A 26636-nucleotide genomic window follows, 5' to 3' on the forward strand; every position below is an offset into this window, starting at 1 on the left:
GGGCCTAAAGATATATCAGTTGAATCTCCACGCCGACCTCCTCAAGGATCCCCGACCGTGACTACCATCGTTCACCCGCAGGATGGTGAACCGCCTGTTGCAGATAAAATGCGTACTACCAATGTCATGCTTGGAATTGGTCTGAAGGTCGCCTCTGTCTGCGTTTTCGTGTGCATGTCGAGCCTGCTCAAGGCATCGGATGGCGTACCAGCTGGCCAGCTCGTGTTCTTCCGCTCATTCTTCGCCATTTTCCCGGTTATCGCCTTTATTGCGTGGCAGGGACAGATGGCGGTGGCGTTCAAGACCAGTGAGCCCTTCAGTCATTTTTGGCGGGGATTTGTCGGGGTCAGCGCGATGAGCCTGACCTTTTTCGGCTTGACGAAGCTGCCTCTGCCGGAGTCGATCGCAATCAGCTATGCCTCGCCATTGCTGACAGTGGTGTGCAGCGCCATTTTTCTGCGCGAGACCGTGCGGCTGCATCGCTGGTCGGCGGTATGTTTTGGCCTGATCGGCGTCTTGATTATCCTCTGGCCGCGCCTGTCGTTCTTCACTGGAGAAACAGAATTTGGCGGCGACCAGGCCATCGGCGCACTGGCCACATTGGGCGGCGCCGCCCTTGCTGCCGTCGCGATGTTGCTGGTCCGCCGGCTTGTCCAGAGTGAACGCACGCCTACCATCGTCGTATATTTCTCCATTACCTCGAGCTTGATCGCGCTAGTCAGCTTTCCGTTTGGCTGGGTATGGCCGACACCTTTTCAGGCCACCTGTCTGATCATGGCCGGCATCGCCGGAGGTGTTGCGCAGATCCTGCTCACGGAAAGCTATCGCCACGCGGACATATCGGCCATCGCACCCTTCGAGTATACGTCCATGTTGCTCGGACTTGCTCTCGGTTACCTGCTGTTTGGTGACATACCGACGGTAGAGATGATACTGGGGGCAACCATCGTTATCAGTGCCGGGATTTTCATTATCTATCGTGAACACCAACTGGGTCTCGCCCGCGCAAGAGCGCGCAAGGTGTCGACGCCGCAGGGCTGAGAGCTACTCTTCCTGCGCGGCCTCGCTCAAGGGATGAAGCTGCAGCGTCTCCGGCGTCTGCGGTCGGTCGTGCGGGCGTATCGCAAAATCGGGACGGGCCGATGGTGCCTGCGATGCGCGGCGCAGGCTGCGCCAGAACGCGTACGAGCCATAGGCCGCATAGCTGATCGCCATGGTGACGAAGAAGCCGGTGGGGCCATTCAGGTCCATCAGCCGTCCGGCGATCTGCGGTCCGATCATGCTACCTACACCATATACAATCAGTAACCCACTGGAAATCTTGACGAATTCACTCGGCTCGGCGAAGTCGTTGGCGTGTGCGACATTGAGCGAATAGATCGGAAACAGCACCGTTCCGAAGGCAAACATCAGCGTATAGATCACCCATGGCGTCGTCGGTTGCACCATGATCATTGTCAGTGAGATGGCAACACCGCCAATCCCGGCAACGACCATTACATAGCGGCGGTCGACGAAGTCCGAGGCGCGACCGATCGGGTACTGGAAGATTGCACCGCCTATCATGGAACTTGCGATCATCGTTGCGATGCCGAAAGTCGACAGCCCAATGTCCCTTCCATAAACGGCGGACAGGAAGTTCCAGGCGCCTGCGATGATTCCGGCCAGCAGCGAACCGATCAGCGCAGCCGGCGATTTGCGATATAGTCCGGGAAGATCGAGCGACACTTGAGTCAATGGGCGCGGTGATTGGGCGTTGGATAGGCCCGTCGGCACCAGCGCAGAGGCATAGATCAGCGCTCCGATCATGAACAGCACATGCGTAGCGGCGTTGCCGAACGGCAGGATATACTGGCCGACCAGAAGGCCGATCATGGAAACGATCATATAGATCGAGAAAACCATCCCGCGGGTCGAATTGGTGACACGTTCGTTCAGCCAGCTCTCGATGACCATATAGCTTCCGGCTAGTGAAAAGCCGGCCAGCGCCCGGAACAACGTCCAGGCCCAGGGATCGATGATCAATCCGTGCAACAGCATGGACATGCTCAACAGCGTCAGCAGAACGGCGAAAACGCGAACATGACCGACGCGGCGCACAAGACGTGGAACGATGATGCAGCCGCCGGTGAAAGCGAGGGCGTATCCCGTGCCGAGCCAGCCGATAGTGGTCGGGGACCAGCCCTCCATGCCGGCGCGCAGAGGCAACAAGATACCGGCCAGGCCTCCTGCAGTGAGCATCAGGAACGTGCTGGTCAATAATGCCGTGATTGGCAATAGCTGGCGAAACATGCGCGCATCCTGTGTTTCAGATCTGAAACTACAGTTTTCTATTGGCCCGCAAGCCAGCGATTACGACACTGCCATTCCAGTTTTGCGCCAAGAAAGGCACGAGCCCGAGCGTATGGATCATTCCGTCAATGCACGCAACCGCAATTTGACACTGACGAAATCGCGCCAGGCGAACCGCTTTTGAGCTGAATTGCGCAGGAGATAGGCAGGATGAAGTGTCGGCATGACGGGAATTTCAATCCCCGATGCCGTCGTGTGGCTTTTCCAATTACCGCGCAAGCGGAGAATACCCTCCGTCGTATCGGTCAACGCCTTGGCTGCCGGTCCACCTAGTGCGACCAGCAGTTTCGGATTGGCAAGCTCGATCTGGCGCTCGAAGAACGGACGGCAGATTTCGGTTTCGAGTGGCGTCGGCGTCCGGTTGCCGGGCGGGCGCCACGGAATTGTGTTGGCGATATAGACGCTGGAACGGTCAAGACCGATCGCCGCAAACATGCGATCGAGCAATTGCCCGGAACGGCCGATGAAGGGTACTCCCTCAAGGTCCTCTTCACGACCCGGTGCCTCGCCGACAAACATGATCGATGCATGGGGATTCCCGTCGGCGAAAACGAGGTTCTTGGCTGTGAACTTGAGATTGCATCCATCGAATGCGGCCAGCTGCGCGTGCAATTCGTCCAGTGTAGCCGCGCTCGACGCCAGCTGCCGGGCCATTGCGATCTGGGCATCATCCGGAACCGTGGCCTTGGTCACGACCGGCGGTGCTGGTGGAGCGGATTGCATCCTTTCGGACGGTGTGGCAGGTGCCTTTTGTGGTGAAGCTGCTAGTGGCGTCGTTGTGCGTTTTGCTTCGACCTGCGAAAAACGGTTGACCGGCACGTCTTCGAGCGGCGTATCAACGCCCGCCTCGGCATAGAAGTCCAGCAGTTCGCGAAGGTTCGGCAATCTTGAATCCTTAAGAGCTGCATGTGAAGTCGCAAATTGCACGGGCGATTGCAAGGTCAGGATGATGGAATGCGCGGGTCCTGCACCAGATAAAACTGGCGCTTTGGCGTAAAGTCGGCAACGGGAAATTCAAAAGTCGCGTTCGCGCGAGGATCGACTTGTCCGCCACGGAAGACCATCCGGTCATAGGGCTCGAAATCGTCGCTGTATTCCGTGAAGCCATTCGAGTGGATCATGCCCGTCTTGTCCCCAGGCTGGTAGAAGGACAGGCCGTCTCCGTAGTCGCTTGGTACGTGCAATTGTTCCTGGAGCTCGAACTCGAATTCGATCCAAGGATGGCCGCTGCCATTAATCGCCTGGATACGCAGATAGAACAGGATGCCAACGTCCTCGCTGGGATTGGCTTGCGTGACACGCTCGGTTCGAATCACAAGGGTTGTTGGGGTCGCGGAGTCGAATTCCTCGACGATCACGATGGGATCGTCGATCGTGCCCTTGCCGCTGATCGAGCGTATCGCGAACCCGCCGAGCTCATCCGAGAAGGAATAGGGACCTACCGTCCACAGTTCGCGTTCCTCGGCCGCGATCCCCTCTGAAGCGAATACATTGCAAAGCATGCCGATGGTAATCAGGCCGTTGAGCATCCAGATCACTCGGGGCAGTCTCATCCGGTCTCCATTCGGTTTTTGATGGCCACCAGCAGTCGTACAACGCAACCAAATGCGCTAGCCGGAGTATGAACGAATTGTGTAAAGGCGCAACTCTCGGCAGTGTGTCCAAGATCGTTCAAAATATTGACGTTTACGTCAAGGTAAACTATTAAATCTGTCGATCGTCGTAAGATGGGGGGCAATTGGCCGCATCTGGAATGCGCAACTCCCGCTGTCATACGGCTATTGTTAGGCTACAAATCGAAAAAACACGGATTCAATCGTGTCTACGGGGCATGTGGTTCAGGAGGAAATGATGAGCGAGACAAACGAACTTCCAGAGCGCGAGAGCATGGAGTTTGATGTCGTGATCGTGGGTGGAGGACCGGCGGGTCTTTCGGCTGCCATCAGGCTCAAGCAGATCAATCCAGAGCTCTCCGTGGTCGTTCTGGAAAAGGGCGGCGAAGTCGGCGCGCATATCCTGTCCGGCGCGGTGGTCGATCCGATCGGCGTCGACAAGCTTTTGCCGGGTTGGCGCGAGGAGGAGGGGCATCCATTCAAGACGCCGGTCACGGCCGACCATTTTCTGGTGCTCGGCCATTCAGGCTCGATCCGTCTTCCCAACTTCGGCATGCCGCCGCTGATGAACAATCACGGCAACTTCATTGTCTCGCTCGGCAATGTCTGCCGCTGGCTCGCCACCAAGGCGGAAGAGCTCGGCGTCGAGATCTATCCAGGCTTTGCCGGCTCGGAAGTGCTTTATGACGACAGCGGTTCCGTCATCGGCGTCGCCACCGGGGACATGGGCATCGAAAAGGACGGCTCCCATGGACCAGCCTACACACGCGGCATGGCCCTTCTTGGCAAATATGTGCTGATCGCCGAGGGGGCACGCGGCTCGCTTGCCAAGCAGCTGATCCATACGTTCAAGCTCGATGAGGGCAAGGAACCCGCCAAATATGGTATCGGCTTGAAGGAGCTGTGGCAGGTCGACCCGTCCAAGCACAAGCTTGGCCTGGTGCAGCACACCTTTGGCTGGCCGCTCGACATGAAGACGGGCGGTGGTTCGTTCCTCTACCACCTTGAGGACAACACCGTCGCTGTCGGTTTCGTCATGCACCTCAACTACAAGAATCCCTACCTTTCGCCGTTCGAGGAATTCCAGCGCTTCAAGACGCATCCATCGATCCGCGGTACCTTTGAGGGCGGCAAGCGCCTTTCCTACGGAGCGCGTGCGATCACCGAAGGCGGCTGGCAGTCGGTGCCGAAGCTTTCCTTCCCGGGCGGGGCCCTCATTGGCTGCTCGGCCGGTTTCGTCAACGTGCCGCGCATCAAGGGTTCGCACAATGCCATGCTCTCCGGCATGCTTGCCGCCGAACATGTGGCTGAGGCCATCGCTGCCGGACGGGCCAATGACGAGCTCATCGCCTATGAGAATGCCTGGCGTTCCAGTGAGATTGGCAAGGACCTGAAGCGCGTGCGCAACGTCAAGCCGATGTGGTCGAAGCTCGGCACTGTCGGCGGTGTTCTCCTCGGCGGGATCGACATGTGGCTCAACACGATCTTCGGCGGCTGGTCCCCATTTGGAACATGGAAGCACGGCAAGACCGATGCGGCATCGCTCGAGCCCGCCAGCAAGCATTCGCCGATCGCCTATCCGAAACCCGATGGCGTTCTGACCTTCGACCGCTTGTCCTCGGTGTTCCTGTCCAACACCAACCATGAGGAGAACGAGCCGGTTCACCTGATCGTCAAGGATCCCGCGCTGCAGAAGACGTCAGAGCACGATGTCTATGCCGGACCGTCCACCCGCTATTGTCCTGCGGGCGTCTATGAATGGGTGGAAGAAGGCTCGGGCCCCAAGTTCGTGATCAACGCGCAGAATTGCGTTCACTGCAAGACCTGCGACATCAAGGATCCCAACCAGAACATCAACTGGGTGCCACCCCAGGGCGGCGAAGGCCCGGTCTATACCAGCATGTGACAGCACCGGCCCGGCTGTGCCGGGCATCCTTGCGACACCAATCAGTCTTTCAGCAGTACTGTCTGCTGATCGGGGCCAACATCATCCATTGCGCCTATGGAAAAACGCAAAAGCATCGGAACGTGATCAGATCCCGCACGAGGCAGCGTTTCGACCCGCGGATTGACGATCTTGTCCGAGGTCAGGATGTGATCTAGCGGCAGGCCGATGAACCGCGTCACGATATCCGGCATGCCTATGGCGAACCAGCTTGGACGCAGGCCCTCGACTGACCGCGTCCTGCTCGCTGCCGTGATGTTCTTGACTGTCTGGCTCCAGGCAGCGGCATTGAAATCACCCGCAATGATCATCGGCCCCTCCAAACGTTCGAAATATTGTTGGAGCGTCTTGACGTTGCGCGGTTGCGAATAGGGCCAGGGCCAGTCGAGATGAAGCGCTGTGATGATGGCGCTGCGCCCGCCGAAATCAATGCGGGCCAAGCCGATGAGGCTGCCGACACATTGGGGCGTGGTGCCGAGTGCGAACGGCCGACGTGACAGAATGGCCACGCCGCCGATACGGCTCCGGTTGGGACAGTAGAGCGTGTAGGGATAGCGCGCCTCGATCGCCTTCAGTCGTGGCCGCCAGTCGTTGGAAACTTCCTGCAAGGTCATGACATCGGGGGCCTCCCGGGCAATCATCCGAATGACTTCGGTCGGCGTGCGATTATTGTAGCGCAAATTGAGCTGCATCAGCTTGTATTCGGGAAGGCTGGCAGGTGCAGCCGCTGCTGCCTCGGCCTCCGCGGAGGGCGACGGGGAGGGCACGACAATGGTTGCAATCGCGGTCAGCGCCAGTACGACCGCCATCAATCCTTCCCGCCATAGACCGAAAAGCATGGCCGGGATTGCGGAGAGGGCCATCAGCACAGCCAGGTGCAAGCGGAAATGCGCAAAAGCGTCGAGCGCCGGGTGAACTGAGCCGAAAAAACCGAGCACAAGCGGCACCGAAAACAGGATCGGAAGCAGTACCGCAGCGAGTTTCAACCAGGAGCGTTTGTCAGTCGTCATGACCTCGCATTAAACCTGCAATTGCGCCGCAATCAAGATGGTGAATTTCAAGGATTTTCAGGCAGCGGGACAACCCGGCAACTGGCTCGCCCAATAATTTGCAACCCTGTATTCGTTGTCGCGAATGATAACTCGAGCCATGAGTTGGATGGTTTTTGAGAGTAAGAGCAGCAGCACCGAGCCAGCGGTGTAATGGGGGTGATGGGCTCCCCAACTGCGGCATCAGCCTTGCCTTAGAAACATTGAGGTGAGAAATGCGGCATTTGCCGTTTAGTATCGCTCTGACGCTAAAAGAACCCGGATCAGCTGGTCAATCTGCATCGGGTTCGATATTCATAATCAGAAAACGAGGGACGGGCGAAAGCTCGCCCCTCACTCCAAATGGAATATATCACCTGGTCCTGATTTACCAAGTCGCAGCATGCTCAACTTTCGTTGCATACTGTGGGAGCTATCACAAGACCTTCCTCAGGCTGCCCAGTAGTTGATCGTGCTCGCCGGGCCCAAGCTGCTTTTCCAGTTCGCCATGGGTGCTCTTCCAGATCGGGGTGACATCGGTAAGCAGTCGCATACCCTTCGTTGTCAGGGCCATTAGCCGGCCACGCCTGTCCGCCGGATCGGGCGTGACTGTCACGAGACCCCGGCGTTCCAGCGGCTTGAGCGCGGCGGTGAGGGTGGTGCGATCCATCGCAAGCAGCGACGCTACGGAGCTGAGATTGGGCGGCTTGGGTCGGTTGAGTGACATCAGCAGCGAAAACTGGCCATTCGTCAGATCGTATGGGCGCATGGCATCATCAAAACGCCGCGCCAGGGCACGCGCTGCTCGCTGGACGGCAAGGCACATGCAGGCGTCTCGAATATGAATGGTGGTTTCGTAAGGCACCGAGATCGTCTTTGACATATCATATTTATGTTGATATCAACGTAAATGTCAATATTCAATCACTAGCTTTCGGTACAGTCGGAACTCACGAAGAGGAGGAGTCATCATGAGTAATCCTGCTAATTTCATCTGGTACGAGCTGCTGACCAGCGATGCGCAAGCAGCTGAACAATTCTACAGGGGAGTTGTTCGCTGGGATGCCCAGGATGCCGGGAATCCCGACATGCAATATACCCTGCTTACCGTGAACCAGGCCCCGGTTGCCGGTCTGATGGCAATACCCGAAAGCTGTGGCGCAGACATGAAGCCAGCATGGTCAGGCATTATCTGGACGGACGATATCGATGCCAAGACGGCACAGTTGAAGGAGCTGGGGGGAAAGGTACTGCGCGAGCCCGACGATATTCCCAACATTGGCAGGTTTGCAGCGGTCGCCGACCCGCAAGGCGCGCCGTTCCAGTTGTTCCAGCCCTCAGGCGAGCAACCCGATAGCCCCAAGCCCCCAACGCCCGGGACGATCGGCTGGCACGAACTCAACTCAAGCAACTGGGAAAACGCCTTCACGTTCTATTCAAAGCTGTTTGGCTGGACCAAGGATCAGGCGATGGACATGGGACCCATGGGCACCTACCAACTCTTCGCCGCTGGTGGCGATGCAATTGGCGGCATGATGAACAGCCAGGACCCTGCAAGTCCACCGAACTGGCAGTTTTACTTCTGCGTTGACAACATCACCGCAGCAGAAGATCGCGTGAAAAGCAAAGGCGGCCAAATCCTCTTCGGACCGCAAGAGGTACCGGGAGATGCGTGGATCCTGCAATGCCAGGATCCACAGGGCGCCGTGTTCTGTCTGGTTGGTCCTCGCAGCTGAGGTAAATGTCTGAACCTATTGAAATGCCATCTCGAAAAAGCTGCGCAGCTTGCGCGAATGCAGTTTCTCGGGTGGCATTTCAGCGAGTTTCTCCAGCGCGCGAATACCGATCTGCAAGTGCTGCGCCACCTGCCGTTTGTAGAATTCCGTAGCCATGCCCGGCAGCTTCAGTTCGCCATGCAGGGGCTTGTCGGAAACGCACAACAGGGTCCCATAGGGAACGCGAAAGCGGAAACCATTTGCCGCGATCGTCGCCGATTCCATGTCGAGCGCAATGGCCCGCGACTGGGACAGCCGCTTTACCGGTCCACGCTGGTCGCGCAATTCCCAATTGCGGTTATCGATCGTCGCAACTGTGCCCGTACGCATGATGCGCTTGAGGTCGTAACCTTCGAGGCCGGTTATTTCTGCAACGGCCAGTTCGAGCGCCACCTGCACTTCGGCCAGCGCCGGTATCGGCACCCAGACAGGCAGGTCGTCGTCCAGAACATGGTCTTCGCGCACATAGGCGTGGGCAAGCACATAGTCGCCCAGCGCCTGGGTATTGCGCAGACCTGCACAATGGCCGAGCATCAGCCAGGCATGCGGCCGCAGGACGGCAATATGGTCGGTGATTGTCTTCGCGTTGGAAGGGCCGACGCCGATATTGACCATGGTGATGCCCGAACTGTCGCTGCGAGCAAGGTGGTAGGCGGGCATCTGTGGCAGACGGCCCAGCGGCACACCGGAGGAGGGCTTGTCATCTCCTGCCTCTGTGATCAGGTTGCCAGGCTCGATGAAGCGTTCATACCCGCCGCCGCCTTCACCCATGAGTCTGCGCGCAAGCGCGCAGAATTCGTCGATGTAGAACTGGTAGTTGGTAAACAACACATAATTCTGGAAATGCCTCGGCCGTGTCGCCGTGTAATGGGACAACCGGTGCAGCGAATAGTCAACGCGCTGGGCGGTGAAGGGCGACAGCGGCATGATACTGTCCAAGTCGTCGGTCTCGTATTCGCCGTTGACAATGCGATCGTCAGTGGCGTTGAGATCCGGCACGTCGAACAGATCCCGTAGTGGCCGGGTGAATGCATCGGCGACAGACGATTCCACATAAGTGCCTTCGAGGAACGCGAAGTGGATGGGAATGGGCGTCGTCGACTCCTGGACCGTGACAGGATGACCGTGATTGCGGATGAGAAGCCTGATCTGTTCTTCGAGGTAGTGGCCGAAGAGATCCGGCCGCGTGATCGTAGCGGCATACTGACCGGGCGCCGATACATGACCGAAGGCCAGGCGCGAATCGATCTGCGCATAGCTGGATGTCGATAGCCGAACCTCAGGATAGAATGCGCGAAAATGTGTGGTGTCTTGAGCTTCGCCCTTGGCCACCTTGTCAAAGGCATCGCGCAGGAACTGCGTGTTGCGCTCATAGAGCGCGCTCAAGGCTTCAACGGCAGCTTTGGCATCCGTGAATTCTTCGGGATCAACATGACGCGGCATGCTGATGGTGATGGGTTTTCTGGTTCCGACTCTCTTGTCCATACCACAATATAGTGATTACGGGTGACAGTTGAAAAGCACCCGGACACGTTTTGCGAACAGAACTGGTAGAATCCTCGACTGACGACAATATCGTCAATTCCGTGCTTAAACCCTTTGCAGGCTCACGAGCAGCACAAGGCCAATGCCGCCATTGGATGGGGCGCGGCCTTCGTAGCTCGCGGCAAACGCGACAACAGGGCCTACGAGAATTGCCGAGAAGATCAGGGCTCGCAAAAAAAGCAGCGACAGATTTGTGGTCGATTGTAGCATGGCTCTTCGCTTTCCTCGCCGGGATCGGGTGCTGAGATGCAGGGACGATAGGCGAGGCGCGCTGAACCAAAGCTGAGATGCTTGTTCATCTGTCATTCAACAATCGGTATTGCTGCACTTGTCGTCCGCAGTCGGTGACCTATGTTCTCCAGACCATCCCCCTCCCAAGGAGACTGCAATGACAAGCCAAACCAAGCCGATTGAGCTCTATTACTGGCCGACACCCAACGGTTGGAAGATTTCCATCATGCTGGAGGAACTCGGCGTTCCTTATGTGCTGAAGCTGGTCAATATCGGCAAGGGCGATCAATTTGAGCCTTCATTCCTCAAGATTGCGCCGAACAATCGCATGCCTGCCATCATTGACCCCGAGGGGCCGGATGGCGAGCCGATTTCCGTTTTCGAATCCGGTGCAATCCTGCAATATCTCGGACGCAAGTTCGGCAAGTTCTATCCGCAGGATGAGCGCTCCCGGGTGGCGGTCGAGGAGTGGCTGTTCTGGCAGGTGGGCGGCCTCGGTCCAATGGCGGGACAGGCCCACCACTTCCGCCAATATGCGCCGGAACAGATCGAGTATGGCATTAATCGTTATACAAATGAGGTCAACCGGCTCTACGGTGTGATGAATCGCCGTCTCGACGGTCTCGAATATCTGGCCGGCCGCTATTCGATCGCCGACATGGCATCCTTTGGATGGGTGGTGCCGCATGCGAACCAAGGCCAGGATCTCAACGATTTTCCCAATCTGAAGCGCTGGTTCGAGACGATGAGTGCCCGTCCGGCAGTGCAGCGTGGTCTTGAGCTCGGCAAGGAAGAGCGACGCAACATTGCCAATGATGAAGAGGCCAAGAAGATACTGTTTGGCCAGCGGGCGCGTTAAGGTACGGCAGCGCATGGATCCCCTTCCGCTTCATGCGGAGGGAGATCCAGCGGCCGGTTGACCTAGGCCATGTCGCCGACAAAATGCCAGGCAATACCCGCTAGCGAACAGGCCGCCAGCGTCTGGATCATCCCCGCATTGAACCGGAAGATGGCTAGGATTGCGGCAACGGTCAGCACGAGTGAGGCGATGTTGATCGACGCCGGAACCGGTATGTCCAGCGTGACCCCAAAACCGTACCACTCAATGACTTCGCTAAAGATCACGTGTGTTGCGAACCACACCGCCAGGTTCATGATCACACCCACCACCGCCGCGGTAATGGCCGACATCGCGCCGGTCAATGCCGGGTTGTTGCGTAGCCTTTCGATGAAAGGCGCGCCCAGGAATATCCAGAGGAAACAGGGAACGAAGGTTACCCACGTCGTCAGGATGGAAGCGAGTGTAGCTGCCATCATTGGCGACAGGGGGCCCGGGTCGCGGAATGCGCCAACAAATCCGACGAATTGCACCACCATGATCAATGGCCCGGGTGTCGTCTCCGCCATGCCGAGTCCGTCGAGCATTTCGCCGGGTCGAAGCCATCCGTAGTGTTCCACCGCCTGTTGTGCCACGTAGGAAAGCACCGCATAGGCGCCGCCGAATGTCACCATCGCCATCTTGCTGAAGAAAATCCCGATCTGGCTGAAGACGCTGTCAGGGCCCATGAAGACGTAGATCGCGGCAACGGGCGCCAGCCAAAGAAAAAGCAAAATCCACGATACTTTCAACGACCAGGAAAGGTTGGGGCGGGCATGGGCCGGCGCTTCTTCACCGAGCGCAGAGTCCCGGTCTGCAAGCCCGGGACGGGAGGCACCATGACCGCCACCGACCTGAAAAAGCGGCGAACCTGCTCTGCCCCCCACATAGCCGACAATAGCCGCTGTCACGATGATCAATGGAAACGGCACATGAAAGGCAAAGATGGCGAGGAAGGCCGCAACGGCGATCAGCATCATTGCGTTGTTCTTGAGCGCCCGCTTGCTGATTCGTTCGACCGCCTGCAGCACGACGGCGAGAACGGCGGCCTTCAGCCCGAAGAACAGGCCTTCGACCAGCCCGACAGTCCCGAACAGGACATAGACGTAGCTCAGCCCGAGTATCGCCAGAAATCCCGGAAGTACAAACAGGATGCCGGCGGCAAGACCCCCCTTCGTCCGGTGCAGGAGCCAACCGATATAGATGGCCAGTTGCTGTGCCTCAGGGCCAGGCAACAGCATGCAGTAGTTCAGGGCATGCAGGAACCGGTTCTCGCCGATCCAGCGTTTCTCGTCGACCAGAATGCGGTGCATGACAGCGATCTGCCCGGCTGGGCCGCCAAAACTCAGCGAGGCGATGCGCACCCATACGCGCAGTGCCTCGCCGAAGGAAATGCCGTGTTGGCCCCCTGCTACGACCGGGTTTCCGGTTTGACGGCTCGCAAGATCGGACATGTTACGCTCCGGATTTCCGGTTGGGCCAGTTGTGTGTTTCCTCCGTGGCATCACGGCACCACCGATAGAATGCGTCATATAGCGTCATGCCTGCCTCGAGCTGTTCGAGATCGTCCGCATACATTCGTGACAGACCAAGCGATGCTGCCAGCAGACCCGGCGCCTCAGGTGCAAGGTCGGGCCGGGCGGTATCGGCTCCCCGGACGATGGTCGCGAGCCTGGATAGCGGGACGGATGTGAGGCCGAATTCTTCGATCATCACGTCGAAGGTGCAAAGTTCGCCACGGTGGCTCCAGAACACATTCTCGATATCGAAAGCGGCGCCATTGAACCGATCTGCAACGGCTTCGACTTCGCCCGGTGTCACGAACAGGAAGACTGCTTCTGGATCCACGAAGCGGCGGATGAGCCACGGGCACGCGATCCTGTCGATCTTCGGGCGTGCACGGGTCACCCAGACTGTCCGGCCCTTCTGGTCGAGCGCAGGCAGGCGTGATACGGGGACCAGTGGCAGGCTTGCCGCGGCCCAGGCCTCAAATCCTCCATCCAGCGTTTCCGCCGGTACGCCGTTATAGCGCAAGAGGGCTGCCGTTCCCTCGCTCAGTTTCTTGCCCTGCTGACAGATGATGATTGCGCGTTTGCCCGCAAGCGCTGGCATCCAGGACTCGATGTCCTGATGGGAACGTCGACGGGCGCCAGGGATCAATTGCGGATCCAGAATGTAATCTGCGTCGATACGGACATCGACAAGAACCGGGCACGCGGGTGTCCCCACCAGCCGTGCCAGTTTTTCAGGTGAGATAGTCGTGGTCGAAGACATGTCGCGTCCCTCCGTTGGTGTCGGTTTGTTGGACGCGATACTTGGGCATGACGCCTCGTGGGGAGATCGCAACCCCCATGAACATAAGATTGTCAGGAAACGGAATTATGTCAAGCAAACCCGCGCCCTAAGAGACCCTTGCGAGAAAGTCGATCAATGCGACATTGAATTGTTGCGGCCTCTGCAAGGGTGCGAAATGGCTCACGCCTGTGTCTCGGACCCAACTCGGCAGACGAACTTGGTCCGGCACGGCATGAGGAACGCAACTAATCACAACGTCAGCTTGGCAATAGAGCCATGAGAACGAAAAAGGGCAGCCGTGGAGGGACTACCACGACTGCCCCGTGCCCGTAACCAGCGAAGGATCTGCTCGGGCCTTTGGGTCCTGCTGCCTCGGCTTGGCCCAGACAAACACACGTCCGGGTTCACCGTAGAATTCAAAGCGGTTGGCCGCTCTTACTCCTGATCTCCCGGAACTATTTTTAGACTTTGTGTGCTGGGAGGGTTGACACACAAGCGACCGGTTACCTCTAGTAGTCCAACAACAGCAGGATAAAATGCTTCAATATTCGACACCTTAAAAATGACTTCACGCTGAAAGCTGATAAATAGCCGAAATCGCATATTCCCACAATTAGACCTTAGTCTAATCGATTGAATTGCCGCTTTTCACGCGTTCGCGCTTCGCCGCGCCAAGCAGGGCTCACTCGCACCAGCGCTTACAAATGCTGTGCTTCCGCCGCGGCTGGTGCCAGACCGCCGACGCAGGTTCGTAATGTCAAATCCCCGTGACGCTCCTTTTGGTCACAAATTTTCCATGGAAAGCACCACTTCGGAGCCAAGCCTGAGCCAGAGAGATTCTTGGCAATTGTCCTCAGAGAGGGAGATAAGAAAATGGCTGGTGATATCACGCGCCGCGGTGCCCTGATTGGATCGATGCTCGCTGTTCCAGCTTTGATCCTGCCGATGAGATCAACAGCTGCTGCGCCCGTTAACCGGGTCGATCTGACGGCCGCCTTCAAATCGCTCGAAGAGAACTCCGGTGCGCGGCTTGGCGTGTCGGCGCACGATACAGGCAGCGACGTTTACATTGGTTATCGGGAGAATGAGCGTTTCGCCATGTGCAGTACTTTCAAGTTCCTGGCCGCAGCGGCGGTTCTGGCCCGGGTCGATCGGAAGCAAGACGAGCTTCACCGGATGGTTCTGGTAAAGGAGAGCGACATTCTCGCCAATTCTCCGGCAACGGAAAAGAATGCCGGCAAGAGCATGTCGCTGGAGGCTCTTTGCGAGGCCGCCATTACCCTCAGCGACAATACGGCGGGCAACCTCATCCTTGACAGTCTGGGTGGTCCGAAGGGGCTGACCGGATACGCACGCGGCCTTGGCGATGCAACCTTCAGGCTCGACAGGTGGGAGACGGAACTCAATGAAGCCAGGCCGGGCGACCCGCGCGATACGATTACCCCGGCGGCTATCTTGAAAGACATGCAGAAGACCGTGCTCGGTGATGCGTTATCGAAATCATCCCGCGATCAACTGATCGAGTGGTTGCTGGGCAACAAGACGGGAGACAAGCGCCTGCGCGCCGGTCTGCCGGCCGATTGGAGCGTCGGCGACAAGACCGGCACCAGCGAAAGTGGTATGGCGAACGATATCGCAGTCATCTGGCCGGACGACCGCAAGCCGTTGCTCCTTGCCGTCTATCTTTACGATCCCAAAGGCACAGCTGATAGCCGCAATACCATCCACAAGAAGGTGGCCGCATTGGTCGCCGAGAACATATAGGTGCTCAACGATCCCTCGATACGTCACAGGACGACACGAACGCTGTGCGCGCAGCGAAAAGAGCCCGGACCGGCCGACAAGCGATCGTCCGGGTTCGATTGTTTGATTATTGACGGGTGAGGCTTTCGCTCTTGCAGATGAGGCCGCCCATGACACAACCGGACAATGAAAGTGTGCTGCCGCTGACACTTGCCTTGCCATTATAGGTCTTGCCCTCGTCGAGCTTGTTGACCTTTCCCTTGTAGGCACCATCCTTGCCCGACATCGAGCCGATGGATTTGCCCTTGTATTCGCCAGTCATGACGGTGCCGCAATAGGTGTCGCCGCCACAGGACGTGTATTGAATGATGGTGCCGTTCGGCCGCTTCCAGGAACCGACAATGGGCTCTTCGGCCAAGGCAGGGCCCGCCAAAAGAACAAAGCCGGTGCATGCCAGCAACAATATGCGTTTCATCTATTCCTCCCGAATAAGGCGCTTGATCGCCTGTCTTACGCAAACGTAAACGTAATTGAAAAGGGCTTGGAAATAAAGGGGTATCCGTCTGGTCCTGGTGGATGACGAGTGATGTCGGCAGCCGCGTTCGGGTAGCGCCGGTGCCAATGGTAAACTCTTCTTTGGTTATCAAAGACTTGAAATCCCTGAAAGGCATTTTAGGCGAATTTTCGCCAAATGCCCGCAAATGCTGGGGGATTATATTTAATGAATTCCGAAGTTTACGAGTTGTTTTTGTTTTGTTGGGCTTGGATTAAGCATTCCCCTTAACAGCAATTTCAAGCCTCTGCGTCATTCTCGAAAGCATCGAAAGAGCACGCCAAAGCAAACAAACAAGGCGGTTCTCAGAAGTCTGACAGGGCTTTCGTAAGTTGCGAATTTTGGTTCAACAAGGGGTTTGGCACAATGGCACGCTTTGATCTTCAACACATTGATTCCGGTCATGCCGGCGGTTCGGCGCAGACGGATATTCTCTTCGAAATGGGCATCATGTATGCGACCGGCCGCGATTGTGCTGTCGATCTCGTGGCTGCGCACAAGTGGTTCAATATTGCCGCGATCAAGGGTAGCGAGCGGGCCGCTGAATTGCGGGCTGAACTCGCACAATCCATGTCCAAGGCCGATCTAGCAGCCGCACTTCGCGACGCGCGCGAGTGGATGACATCCCACTGAGGACGCGTACCACGGCCGATCAGGATCGGCTACGGGGCATTGCTTGTCGCCTGGTCCATGTGGCTGCGTTTTGCGCGTCCTGAGCGTAAACTCGACGGTCTTCGGACAATATTGGCTTATCAGGCTGCCGTCCCATAACATTGCATCTGCGCCATCCCAGCACGGGATGCAATCAAAGTTAGATTTTATAATAATATACAACCGTGGGTATATGTAATCACGGCCACTTCGTCTATCGTTGCAGAATCGGTACTCCGTTGATTGCGCAGCAAAGGTACTGAACAGCACTGGATGTTGTTGTTGATGGCCCAAGGAATGATTCCAAATAAATTAAAATTTTATCGAATTGGCAGCAATGAACTTGCTTGGTGAGTGTACTGTTCCTGCAGCATTGTTGGCAATCATAACATCGCGGATTGAACGGGATTTGCTGCGACGACATCGTTGTGCTTTGTCAAATTTCTGGTTTGCGGGCGGAAAGATATCAATTAAACAAACAATTATTGAAGTCGCATGATTCTTGATGAAGGCGGGAAAAATATGCTGGACGATCTTGAAGAATTGCTGTCGCGATTAACGGACGCTCAGAAGCAGCTGGTACTATTGTCTGCCAAGGCAAAAGCATTCCCGGACAACAATACATTGAAGAAAATCGCCACCCTGGCGTTGAACATTTCCGCCGTGGAAGCAGTCATAACCGATACTGTCAATCAAAAGGCGCGAATGACCAGGGCCAACGACTGACCGGCTCAGGTCAAGGCTTCTACAATAGCGCCAGGGCAGCACGTCGTTGCGCAGCCCGGCTGCTCCGCAAGCGTTCGACGTGCCGTGTCAGAAGCGAAGACAGCAAATCAAATCGTTGAGATTCATGGGGCACTGGAACCCCAGCCAGGCGGGCTGGAGTTCTGCTCTTTGCCAATGGTTTGTTTATACGCTCGCCGGTCCGACGCGTGTGGACTCGAACAGGAACCAGTGCCGGCGCTCTGATTCATCGATGTAGTTCTCGAGGATACTGGTCGTGGCGCTATCGCCGTGCTCGCTGCACAGTTCATGAACCTGGCGCAGATAGCCGATGAAGCTCCTGGTGTCGTCGCGCAGTTCTGCAAGCATGTCCTCTGGCGTTACAAAATTGGCATCGTTGTCCAGTATTCGCTGCTGAGCCGAAATCTGTCCGATCGACTTCAGTGTCGTACCGCCAATCTTGCGCACCCTTTCGGCCAGCACATCCGTCATGTCGAAAATCTGTTCGGCCTGTTCGTCCAGCAGCAGGTGATAGTCCCGGAAATGCGGACCGCTCATGTGCCAATGGAAATTCTTCGTCTTCATGTAAAGAGCAAATGTATCTGCGAGCAAAGCGTTGACTGCTCCCGCGATGTCCTTCGTTGCATTGCTACCGAGATCGCTCGGCGTCGCGGTTGGTCCACGTTTGATGGTTTTCAGGGATTTTTGAGCCATGTCGGTCTCCTCGATGACGGGAATTTCTTCGACTGCGGCGCCGGGAAGGACGGCGTCGCATATTCCTACCACAGCCAGTTCGCAATTCTAGCGCCCATCGGGCAGAGCGGCTTCTTCGAACCGAACCAGCGCTGTGTTTTCTTTGACCTGCATGCTCTCGGTAACGATTTCCGCGATCTTGCCATCATGTGGCGCGGTGATGGAGTGTTCCATTTTCATCGCTTCGAGCACCAGCAGGATCTGGCCCTTCTTGACCGTGTCGCCCGCGGCAACACGAACCGATTTCACCAGACCCGGCATGGGAGCAGCTAGCCGGTCGCCGCTATGGCCGGCCGCTTCAGCCAGCAGGAATGGGTCGGCAACGGTGAAAGTCGCGGCTGCGCCCTTGGAAATTATCGCGATCCCATGCGGCAAGGTTATCGCCTTGGCCCTGAAATTGATGCCTTTTCCGGTGACATGCCAGCTCGACGGCTCGTGCCGTACGCGCAGTTCAGTTGCAATTCCGGGACCGCTGATGGCGTAGCGATCGTCGCCCAAAACGGTAACACCATAGCGGACTGTACCGCCGCTATCTTCGAGAACCACCGGATATGCCAGGTTGCTGTTATGGCTATAGCCGCGCATAGCTGTCCACGGGTCGACCAGCGAGGGTTTCCTCAACAGATCGCTTGCGAACAGAATGGCAAGTTCCCTTGCCCCGGCATCGACTGCCGCCGGCACAGTGAGTGCGGCAAGATTGCGGTCGATCAGACCCGTATCGACGTCGCCGGTTGCAAAGCCATCATCGCGGATCAGGGCCGCAAGGAACCGCGCATTGGTCGTGGTTCCGGCGATTTCAGTCTCAAGCAGGGCGCTTTCCATCGCCGCGAGTGCTGCGGCGCGGTCGTTTCCATGGACCACCAGCTTGGCAATCATCGGATCGTAATAGGGCGAGATCGTATCGCCGGTCCTCACGCCGGTCTCGATGCGTACCAGCCCGTCCATGACGGCCGCAGGAAACGCCAGATGGTGCAGCGTGCCGATGGCTGGCAGGAAGCTCTTTGATGGATCCTCCGCATAAAGCCTCGCCTCCATGGCGTGGCCATTCAGCGGTATCTGTTTCTGTGAAAGAGGCAGCTTTTCGCCCGCGGCGACGCGCAATTGCCATTCGACAAGATCAAGGCCGGTAATCATCTCCGTCACTGGATGCTCGACCTGCAGCCGCGTGTTCATTTCCATGAACCAGAAGCGATCGGGTTTCAGCCCCTCCGTTGCATCGACAATGAACTCAATCGTGCCGGCGCCGGAATAATTGATGGCCTGGGCAGCCTTCACCGCGGCGCTGGTCATCGCCGCGCGCACCTCTGCCGTGATGCCGGGGGCAGGGGCTTCCTCGATCACCTTCTGGTGCCGCCGCTGCAGCGAGCAATCACGCTCGTACAGATGCACCACGTTGCCATGATTGTCGCCAAACACCTGCACTTCGATATGGCGGGGTTTGGCGATGTATTTTTCGACCAGCACCCTGTCGTCACCAAAGGCGCTTTTCGCCTCCCGGCGTGCGCTGCCGAGTGCTTCGGCGAAATCATCCGGATCATCGACCTTGCGCATTCCCTTGCCGCCGCCGCCGGCACGCGCCTTGATCAGGACGGGGTAGCCGATCTCGCGTGCCTTCGAAGCAAGCACGACGAGTTCCTGCGCTTCCCCATGATAGCCGGGCACAACCGGCACCCCCGCCTTTTCCATCAGGCGCTTGGCCGCGTCCTTCAGACCCATGGCCCGGATGGAGTCCGCCGAAGGGCCGATGAATACCAGTCCGGCCTTCACCACGGCGTCGACAAAACCAGGGTTTTCAGAAAGGAAGCCATAGCCCGGATGAATGGCTTCGGCGCCGGTCTGGAGCGCGGCGGCGATGATGTGATCGGCACGCAGATAACTGTCGGTGACGGGCGAAGGGCCGATGTAGACGGCTTCGTCTGCCATGGCCACGTGCAGAGCATGGGCATCTGCCTCCGAATAGACGGCAATGGTGCTGATGCCCATCTTCTGTGCGGTGCGAATGACGCGGCAGGCGATCTCTCCGCGATTGGCAATCAGAATTCTGGAGAACATTTTCGTCATTGGTTTTGCTTCTCGCTGGTTCGGCATCTGCCCTGCGCGTGGTTCGACAAGATCACCATTAGGAGAGTTGCTGCTTTGCAAGCATGGTGTGTTGGCTTGCTGGTTCTGGCCTATGGCAAATTCCCACATCCCTCATGGTGAGCTTGTCGAACAGCTTGCAGTTGAGGTGCGGAGAGACTTGGCGCCTGGGCGATACAATGCTCATCATCATCACATCCTGAACGTGCCGAAGCGCGTTTCCTCTACCGGCGCGTTGAGCGCGGCGGACAGCGAAAGCGCCAGAACCTCACGGCTCTTTGCCGGATCGATGATACCGTCGTCCCAGAGCCGCGCCGAGGAATAGAGCGGATGACCCTCGCGCTCATATTTTTCCAGGATCGGCGCCCGGAACGCGGTTTCTTCGGAAGCCGACCATTGCCCGCCCTTGCGTTCGATACCTTCGCGCTTGACCAGTGCCAGCACGGTGGCGGCCTGTTCACCGCCCATGACTGAGATGCGCGCATTGGGCCACATCCACAGGAAGCGCGGTGAGAAGGCGCGTCCGCACATGCCGTAGTTTCCCGCGCCGAACGAGCCGCCCACGATCATCGTCACTTTCGGTACCCGAGCCGTCGCAACGGCGGTTACCAGCTTTGCGCCATCCTTGGCGATGCCGCGCGCCTCATAGGAGCGCCCGACCATGAAGCCGGTGATGTTCTGCAGGAAGACGAGGGGAATGCCGCGCTGCGTGCACAGTTCAATGAAATGCGTTCCCTTGAGCGCGCTCTCGGAGAACAGCACGCCATTGTTGGCAATGATGCCGACCGGCATGCCATAGAGATGGGCAAAGCCTGTCACCAGCGTCGTTCCATAGTTCTGCTTGAACTCGTCGAACTCCGAGCCGTCGACAATGCGGGCGATCAGTTCACGCACATCATAGGGCTGGCGAAGGTCGGTCGGGACGATGCCATAAAGTTCACGTGGATCGTAAAGCGGCGGAATCACTTTGCGAAGGTCGAGGTCTATCTCCTTCTTTCGATTCAGGTTTGCGACGATGCGGCGGGCAATGGCGAGCGCATGGGTATCGTCCACCGCATAGTGATCGGCAACGCCGGACTCGCGCGTGTGCACCTCCGCGCCACCCAGATCCTCTGCCGTCACCTCCTCGCCAGTCGCTGCCTTGACGAGCGGAGGACCCGCAAGAAAGATTGTCGCCTGCCCCTTCACCATGATCGTCTCTTCCGACATGGCTGGCACATAGGCGCCGCCTGCCGTGCAGGATCCCATGACTACGGCAATCTGCGGGATACCTGCCGCAGACATGTTTGCCTGATTGTAGAAGATGCGGCCGAAATGCTCCCGGTCGGGAAACACCTCATCCTGGTTGGGAAGGTTTGCCCCGCCGGAATCGACAAGATAGAGGCAGGGCAGGTTGTTCTGCAGCGCAATCTCCTGCGCGCGCAGATGCTTCTTCACGGTGAGCGGATAGTAAGTGCCGCCTTTCACCGTCGCATCATTGACGACGATCATCACTTCCTTGCCGGACACCCGGCCGATGCCGGCGATCAGGCCGGCAGACGAGATGTTGTCATCATACATGCCCCAGGCCGCGAACTGTCCGATCTCGAGGAACGGTGAACCCGCATCGAGAAGCTGTGCGAGACGGTCGCGCGGCAGGAGCTTGCCACGCGAGGTATGGCGTTCGCGCGCTTCGTCAGTGCCACCCCTGATGACCGCCGCCGCCTTCACCTCTATGTCGTTCACCAGTGCCCGCATCCGCTCCGTATTGGCGGTGAATGTTTCCGAGCCCGTGCTGATCAGGGATGTGAGGATGGTCATGCGGTCTCCTATCGGATCACTTCAATTTTGCAGCCGATATCAAGATCGGCCCATGCTCGGTCGGTTGTGATGACGGTGGCACGTTCCCGTAATGCAAGGGCAAGGCAGGCACGATCACCGATAGTCAGCCCGTTATGGCGGGTAGAAGAGCGCAATTGTGCGGCAATATGCGCAGATTCTCGTTGTGATCGGCAAAAACAATACCGTTCGCATTCAGGAAGTCGAGCGCTTCGAAAGCTGCAATATTGGCATCTACACAACACGTGATGATTTCAGTCAGGTTCACGGTCGAACACCAAGTCTTTTTTATTCCTTGCTTTATGCCATTATGCGCTTTCGGCAAACATCTCCCTGCCGATCAGCATGCGCCGGATTTCGCTTGTCCCTGCGCCAATTTCATAAAGCTTGGCGTCGCGCAGCAGCCGTCCTGTCGGGTAATCATTGATGTAGCCATTGCCCCCAAGCGCCTGAATGGCTTCCAGTGCGCACCACGTCGCCTTTTCGGCGGCGTAGAGTACACAGCCGGCAGCGTCCTTGCGCGTGGTCTCGCCCCGGTCGCAGGCTGCGGCAACGGCATAGACATAGGCCCTGCATGCATTGGCCGTCGTATACATGTCAGCCAGTTTGCCCTGCATCAGCTGGAACTCGCCGATCGGCTGCCCGAACTGCTTGCGTTCATGCACATAGGGAACCACCACGTCGAGGCAGGCATCCATGACCCCCAATGGACCGCCGGCAAGCACGACCCGCTCATAGTCGAGACCCGACATCAATATCTTGACGCCCTGACCCTCCTGGCCCAGCACGTTTTCGAACGGAACCTCGCAATCCTCGAACACGAGCTCGCAGGTGTTCGAACCGCGCATGCCCAGCTTGTCGAGCTTTTGTGCGGTCGAGAAGCCCTGAAATTCCTTTTCGATTAGAAATGCCGTCATGCCGCGCGAACCGGCGTCGGGATCGGTCTTGGCATAGACGACCAGCGTGCTGGCGTCGGGGCCGTTGGTGATCCACATCTTGTTGCCGTTGAGGACATAACGGTCGTTTTTCTTGTCCGCACGCAGCTTCATCGAAACGACGTCCGATCCTGCGCCAGGCTCGGACATGGCCAAGGCGCCGACATGTTCACCAGAGCAGAGCTTGGGCAGGTATTTCGCCTTTTGCTCGCCCGTGCCCCAACGATTGATCTGGTTGACGCAGAGATTGGAGTGAGCGCCATAGGAAAGGCCGACAGAGGCAGACGCGCGCGAAATCTCCTCGACTGCGATCGTATGTGCCAGGTAGCCAAGGCCGGATCCACCAAAATCCGGATCTGCCGTCATGCCGAGCAGGCCCAGCTCTCCCATTTTCTTCCACAGATGCATGGGAAACTGATTGGTCCTGTCGGTCTCCGCCGCCAGCGGCGCGATCTCCGACTGAGCGAAGCGGTGCACCATATCACGCAGCGCTTCTACCTCGTCAGAAAGTCCGAATCTTAGGCCCGTCTGATACATTTCGTCCTCCCGTCTTGACTGTCTCGATCTTCTTGGCGCCAACAAGGCGCAGTCCCATCTGGACATATTTTTCGGCGACTTCCGCAACAGTAAGCCTGTCATCCGCGCGGAACCAGACATTTACGCCGGTTGTCATTGCAATAATGGCGCGTGTCGTAAGCGCAATGTCGTCAATAACGAACTCGCGAGCGGCCAGGCCATCATCTAGGATGTCGCGCAGACCGTTTTCATACCGGGCACGCAGCTCGACGATGAAGGCGCGGTTCTCCGGCGCCAGGCTCCGCAGTTCCATATTGCCTATGTGCACGTCGTCGCGGCGTTCGATGTGGTAGTAAATGTGAAACCGTATGAATGCGGCAAGCCTCTCCAGGGGCTCGTGAACTTTGCGGCTTTCATAGGCCCATGCATCAAGCAGCCGATCCATGTGATCGTGCATCAGGGAGAAAAGCAGTTCCTGCTTGTTGGGGTAGTAGCGATAGAAAGCCGCCGGTTGCAAGCCCACCTCATCGGCCAGATGGCGCATCGACATCGCCTCGTAGCCAATTTGAGCAATCAACCGCTTTGCTGCCGCGTCAATCGCGCTGCGCGTCTTTCCGCCTTCTGATCCAGTCGTTCGTGCCATGCGGCCCTAATAAAACGAACGTTCAATTAATTCAAGATGGGACTTGCCCCTAGACGAAGGTATGCATGGAAGGTGGGTGCCAATGCATGTACGATCACCAAGCAGAACCCATTTTAAGTATTCATTTTCAGGATGGATTTCATGTCTGACAGGCGATTATTCCGTCGTGCAATGCCTTTTCTTGCAGGTATGCTGGTGCAACTGATGCTGGTCCTTCCTGCACATTCTCTGAGCATGAAAGAGTGCAGCGTGAAGTTCAAGGCGGCGCAAAACGCCGGCCAGGCCGAGGGCGTTTCGTGGAGCGAGTTCCGGAAAACCCAATGCACCGTTGGACAAGCTGATGCTTCAGCCGTAAGCGAGCCTACCGACGCGAAACCCAAATCAGCGGAAGCCAAACCGGGAAAAACGCCGAAGAAGTCCGACGCCGCAACTTCACCAGCATCGGGCGAGACGACGTTTCCTTCGTCAGTCGCAGCCCGGTTCGCCGCCGAAAAGCCGGCGAAGGCACGCATGCATACCTGCCTGGAACAGTATCGTGCCAACAAGCAGGCTGGCACCCTCGGTAATTTGCGTTGGATCGCCAAAGGCGGCGGTTATTACAAGTTGTGCAACGCGAAGTTGAAGGGCGACAGCTAGGAATACCGGACCGATGGCCCAGAAGCTCACGCGAGCGGACAGCTTGAAGTCTGGCGGCGGCGATGGCACATTTGACGTCATGGAACACAGCGTCGCATTCCTTGAAAAGTCGTTTGGGAAAATGGATGGGAAGCTTGACATGCTTGCCAGCGATGCTTCATTCCTGAAGCATGACCTGTCCTCCCTGAAGGGAGATTTCTCATCTCTGAAAGAGGATGCCGCCTGGTTGAAGGGGAGGATGGAGGATATTTCCTGTATCAAGGCAAGGATGGATGACCTGTCCTATCTGAAGGGAAGAGTCGATACTCTTCCGACCACCCTTCACTTGCTTGGATTTGTCATGGCGGTCTTGGCGATGGCGGGTTTGGCCAAATATTTTACACCTTAGCGAAAGGCGGCGATCGCTATTTGCGATAGTCCAGTGCTCGAAATGCCGTCGCTGCGACGACAAGCCAGCCGAGGATAAGCAGGGTGCCGCCAAGCGGCGCTGCGAATGCAAACAGCCGGTCGCCGGCATAATCGCGCGAGACCAGATCGCCGATGAAGAACAACAAACCCAGCAACAGCACCAGTCCCCCAAAACAAGCGGCCCGGTTGATTCTGGACAGGACCGACAGCGCCAGAAAGGCAGGGGAGTGGATGAAAAGTATCGGCGCGATCGTGGTCATATGACCATCCGTGCTGTGGGCAGCCGCGGCATAGGCGGCGATGCCCGCTGCACCAAACAGGCCGCCAAGGCCGGCGAAAACGCGATTCATGTCCAAGTTGGTCTCCATGGAATTGGCCCCCGAAACGCAGTGCTTATTTCACTGCCGCCAGCGCGTGAGGGAGTTGTTGCTCGAAGAAGTCGAGTTCCTCGTCGGCACCCACGCTGACCCTGATACAGCGATCCAGCACTGGAGCCATGGGCTTGCGCACAAACACATCTCGATCGATCAGTGCGTTGAGGACTGCCACGGCATAGGGTCCATCGCGCTGGCAATCGATCGTCACGAAATTGGTTGCCGAGGGAATCGCCTTCAATCCATTCCTGACGGCGATTGTCGCGATGCGTTCGCGAGCAGCGACAATGCGCCCCGTCACGACCTTCAGATAGTCCTGATCCTTGAGGGCCGCGAGCGCCGCGATCTGCGTCAGCTTGTTCATGCCGAAATGATTGCGGACCTTGTCGAAGGCGTTGATCTGCTTCTCGGCGCCGATGGCATAGCCGCATCGCATGCCGGCAAGCCCGTATGCTTTGGAAAATGTTCGCATACGCAGAACGTTCGGGCGTGAGACGTCCAGCGGCGGTAAGGCCGTCGCGGGCGCCGTCTCACCATAGGCCTCGTCGAGCACCAGCATGGTGCTGGCGGGCAAGGCATCAATGAAGCGCTCGATTTCGGCTGCTTCCCACCACGTCCCCATGGGATTGTCGGGATTGGAGAAATAGACCAGCGGCGCCTGTTCCCGCTTTACCGCAGCCAGCAGTCCGTCAAGATCCTCAAGGTCATCGCGGTAAGGAACAGTTACCAGGCGTCCGCCAAACCCTGCCACGTGAAAATTGAAAGTCGGGTAGGCTCCAAGGGAGGTGACGACCGGCGTGTCTTCGCGCACATACTGCCTTACGGTGAGTCCGAGCAGGGTGTCGACACCTTCGCCAACGACCACGTTGGCCGGTGCAACATCGAGATGCGTTGCGAGAGCGCGCTTCAGGTCGAAATTTTCCGGATCGGCATATTGCCAGACCTCGCCAGCATGTTCCTGCAAGGCGGCGATGACCGATGGCGCCGGACCGAAGCCATTCTCGTTGGCACCGAGCCGCGCGCGAAAAGGCCGGCCGCCGCGCTTGCGTTCCAAGGCCTCCGGTCCGACGAAGGGCACAGTTGAGGGCAGCGAGTCGATGAGCGGGGTAAACAGCGGTTCCATGCGCAAATCGATATCAGTTT

The 26636-nt window shown here is 57.6% G+C and carries 26 protein-coding genes; 9 read left to right on the plus strand and 17 right to left on the minus strand.

Annotated features, from left to right (window positions below; genetic code table 11):
- Positions 1-108: 108 nt before the first annotated feature.
- Complete coding sequence (locus K9U38_RS09570) at positions 109-1041, plus strand: DMT family transporter (RefSeq protein ID WP_224494355.1); 933 nt, start codon at positions 109-111, stop codon at positions 1039-1041.
- A 3-nt stretch (positions 1042-1044) separates the two neighbouring features.
- Here K9U38_RS09570 and K9U38_RS09575 read toward each other — a convergent pair whose 3' ends face one another.
- From K9U38_RS09575 to K9U38_RS09585, 3 genes are all read right to left on the minus strand, one after another.
- Positions 1045-2292, minus strand: a complete 1248-nt coding sequence (locus K9U38_RS09575) for an MFS transporter (protein WP_224494106.1) — start codon at positions 2290-2292, stop codon at positions 1045-1047.
- Between the two features lie 117 nt (positions 2293-2409).
- Complete coding sequence (locus tag K9U38_RS09580) at positions 2410-3237, minus strand: uracil-DNA glycosylase (RefSeq protein WP_224494107.1); 828 nt, start codon at positions 3235-3237, stop codon at positions 2410-2412.
- 56 nt (positions 3238-3293) lie between these two features.
- Complete coding sequence (locus tag K9U38_RS09585; RefSeq protein WP_224494108.1) at positions 3294-3905, minus strand: hypothetical protein; 612 nt, start codon at positions 3903-3905, stop codon at positions 3294-3296.
- A gap of 298 nt (positions 3906-4203) precedes the next feature.
- On the opposite strand from K9U38_RS09585, the gene K9U38_RS09590 reads away from it, so the two are divergent.
- Positions 4204-5871: an electron transfer flavoprotein-ubiquinone oxidoreductase gene (locus K9U38_RS09590; RefSeq protein WP_224494109.1), complete on the plus strand. Its 1668-nt coding sequence runs from the start codon at positions 4204-4206 to the stop codon at positions 5869-5871.
- Positions 5872-5912: 41 nt separating this feature from the next.
- On the opposite strand, the gene K9U38_RS09595 is transcribed toward K9U38_RS09590, so the two are convergent.
- Both K9U38_RS09595 and K9U38_RS09600 read right to left on the minus strand, forming a co-directional pair.
- A complete protein-coding gene (locus K9U38_RS09595) occupies positions 5913-6920 on the minus strand; it encodes an endonuclease/exonuclease/phosphatase family protein (protein ID WP_224494110.1) in 1008 nt (335 codons plus the stop codon).
- A 454-nt stretch (positions 6921-7374) separates the two neighbouring features.
- Positions 7375-7821, minus strand: a complete 447-nt coding sequence (locus K9U38_RS09600) for a MarR family winged helix-turn-helix transcriptional regulator (RefSeq protein ID WP_224494111.1) — start codon at positions 7819-7821, stop codon at positions 7375-7377.
- 88 nt (positions 7822-7909) lie between these two features.
- On the opposite strand from K9U38_RS09600, the gene K9U38_RS09605 reads away from it, so the two are divergent.
- Positions 7910-8674, plus strand: a complete 765-nt coding sequence (locus K9U38_RS09605) for a VOC family protein (RefSeq protein WP_224494112.1) — start codon at positions 7910-7912, stop codon at positions 8672-8674.
- Between the two features lie 15 nt (positions 8675-8689).
- Here the strand turns inward: K9U38_RS09605 and K9U38_RS09610 are convergent, their stop codons facing one another.
- Positions 8690-10198, minus strand: coding sequence for an AMP nucleosidase (locus K9U38_RS09610; RefSeq protein WP_224494113.1), 1509 nt, complete (start codon positions 10196-10198; stop codon positions 8690-8692).
- A gap of 105 nt (positions 10199-10303) precedes the next feature.
- The gene (locus tag K9U38_RS09615; protein ID WP_224494114.1) at positions 10304-10468 is read right to left on the minus strand and encodes a hypothetical protein; all 165 of its coding nucleotides are present in this window, start codon (positions 10466-10468) and stop codon (positions 10304-10306) included.
- A 178-nt stretch (positions 10469-10646) separates the two neighbouring features.
- Here K9U38_RS09615 and K9U38_RS09620 point away from each other — a divergent pair, with 178 nt between their 5' ends.
- Positions 10647-11348 carry a glutathione S-transferase N-terminal domain-containing protein gene (locus tag K9U38_RS09620; RefSeq protein WP_224494115.1) on the plus strand — a complete coding sequence of 234 codons (702 nt, stop codon included), beginning with the start codon at positions 10647-10649 and terminating at the stop codon, positions 11346-11348.
- Between the two features lie 62 nt (positions 11349-11410).
- Here K9U38_RS09620 and chrA read toward each other — a convergent pair whose 3' ends face one another.
- Both chrA and K9U38_RS09630 read right to left on the minus strand, forming a co-directional pair.
- Entirely contained in the window at positions 11411-12820 is a 1410-nt protein-coding gene (chrA, locus tag K9U38_RS09625) for a chromate efflux transporter (protein ID WP_224494116.1), read from the minus strand.
- Between the two features lies 1 nt (position 12821).
- Entirely contained in the window at positions 12822-13640 is an 819-nt protein-coding gene (locus tag K9U38_RS09630; protein WP_224494117.1) for a chromate resistance protein ChrB domain-containing protein, read from the minus strand.
- Positions 13641-14534: 894 nt separating this feature from the next.
- Here K9U38_RS09630 and bla point away from each other — a divergent pair.
- Positions 14535-15425 (plus strand): class A beta-lactamase, encoded by an 891-nt coding sequence (bla, locus tag K9U38_RS09635; protein WP_224494118.1) that lies wholly within the window; start codon positions 14535-14537, stop codon positions 15423-15425.
- Positions 15426-15531: 106 nt separating this feature from the next.
- Here bla and K9U38_RS09640 read toward each other — a convergent pair whose 3' ends face one another.
- Positions 15532-15879 (minus strand): DUF2147 domain-containing protein, encoded by a 348-nt coding sequence (locus tag K9U38_RS09640; RefSeq protein WP_224494119.1) that lies wholly within the window; start codon positions 15877-15879, stop codon positions 15532-15534.
- Positions 15880-16323: 444 nt separating this feature from the next.
- Between K9U38_RS09640 and K9U38_RS09645 the strand changes: the two genes are divergently transcribed.
- Both K9U38_RS09645 and K9U38_RS09650 read left to right on the plus strand, forming a co-directional pair.
- Entirely contained in the window at positions 16324-16590 is a 267-nt protein-coding gene (locus tag K9U38_RS09645) for a sel1 repeat family protein (protein WP_224494120.1), read from the plus strand.
- 513 nt (positions 16591-17103) lie between these two features.
- Positions 17104-17334 (plus strand): hypothetical protein, encoded by a 231-nt coding sequence (locus tag K9U38_RS09650; protein WP_224494121.1) that lies wholly within the window; start codon positions 17104-17106, stop codon positions 17332-17334.
- Between the two features lie 183 nt (positions 17335-17517).
- Here K9U38_RS09650 and K9U38_RS09655 read toward each other — a convergent pair whose 3' ends face one another.
- The 5 genes from K9U38_RS09655 to K9U38_RS09675 all read right to left on the minus strand — a co-directional run bounded on the left by K9U38_RS09655 (position 17518) and on the right by K9U38_RS09675 (position 24075).
- The gene (locus K9U38_RS09655; protein ID WP_224494122.1) at positions 17518-18045 is read right to left on the minus strand and encodes a Dps family protein; all 528 of its coding nucleotides are present in this window, start codon (positions 18043-18045) and stop codon (positions 17518-17520) included.
- Positions 18046-18132: 87 nt separating this feature from the next.
- Entirely contained in the window at positions 18133-20136 is a 2004-nt protein-coding gene (locus K9U38_RS09660; protein WP_224494356.1) for an acetyl/propionyl/methylcrotonyl-CoA carboxylase subunit alpha, read from the minus strand.
- A 219-nt stretch (positions 20137-20355) separates the two neighbouring features.
- A complete protein-coding gene (locus K9U38_RS09665) occupies positions 20356-21963 on the minus strand; it encodes a carboxyl transferase domain-containing protein (protein ID WP_224494123.1) in 1608 nt (535 codons plus the stop codon).
- Between the two features lie 326 nt (positions 21964-22289).
- Positions 22290-23453 (minus strand): isovaleryl-CoA dehydrogenase, encoded by a 1164-nt coding sequence (locus K9U38_RS09670; RefSeq protein WP_224494124.1) that lies wholly within the window; start codon positions 23451-23453, stop codon positions 22290-22292.
- Positions 23419-24075, minus strand: coding sequence for a TetR/AcrR family transcriptional regulator (locus K9U38_RS09675; protein ID WP_224494125.1), 657 nt, complete (start codon positions 24073-24075; stop codon positions 23419-23421). Before K9U38_RS09675 ends, K9U38_RS09670 begins: the two co-directional genes overlap by 35 nt.
- A 141-nt stretch (positions 24076-24216) precedes the next feature.
- On the opposite strand from K9U38_RS09675, the gene K9U38_RS09680 reads away from it, so the two are divergent.
- Positions 24217-24711, plus strand: coding sequence for a hypothetical protein (locus K9U38_RS09680; RefSeq protein WP_224494126.1), 495 nt, complete (start codon positions 24217-24219; stop codon positions 24709-24711).
- A 13-nt stretch (positions 24712-24724) separates the two neighbouring features.
- Positions 24725-25099 carry a hypothetical protein gene (locus tag K9U38_RS09685; protein WP_224494127.1) on the plus strand — a complete coding sequence of 125 codons (375 nt, stop codon included), beginning with the start codon at positions 24725-24727 and terminating at the stop codon, positions 25097-25099.
- Between the two features lie 16 nt (positions 25100-25115).
- Here K9U38_RS09685 and K9U38_RS09690 read toward each other — a convergent pair whose 3' ends face one another.
- A complete protein-coding gene (locus K9U38_RS09690; protein ID WP_224494357.1) occupies positions 25116-25469 on the minus strand; it encodes a DUF423 domain-containing protein in 354 nt (117 codons plus the stop codon).
- Between the two features lie 43 nt (positions 25470-25512).
- Positions 25513-26622, minus strand: a complete 1110-nt coding sequence (locus tag K9U38_RS09695) for a pyridoxal phosphate-dependent aminotransferase (RefSeq protein ID WP_370631899.1) — start codon at positions 26620-26622, stop codon at positions 25513-25515.
- Positions 26623-26636: the final 14 nt, after the last annotated feature.

The organism is Phyllobacterium lublinensis, from assembly GCF_020164435.1.
Lineage (GTDB): Bacteria > Pseudomonadota > Alphaproteobacteria > Rhizobiales > Rhizobiaceae > Phyllobacterium > Phyllobacterium lublinensis.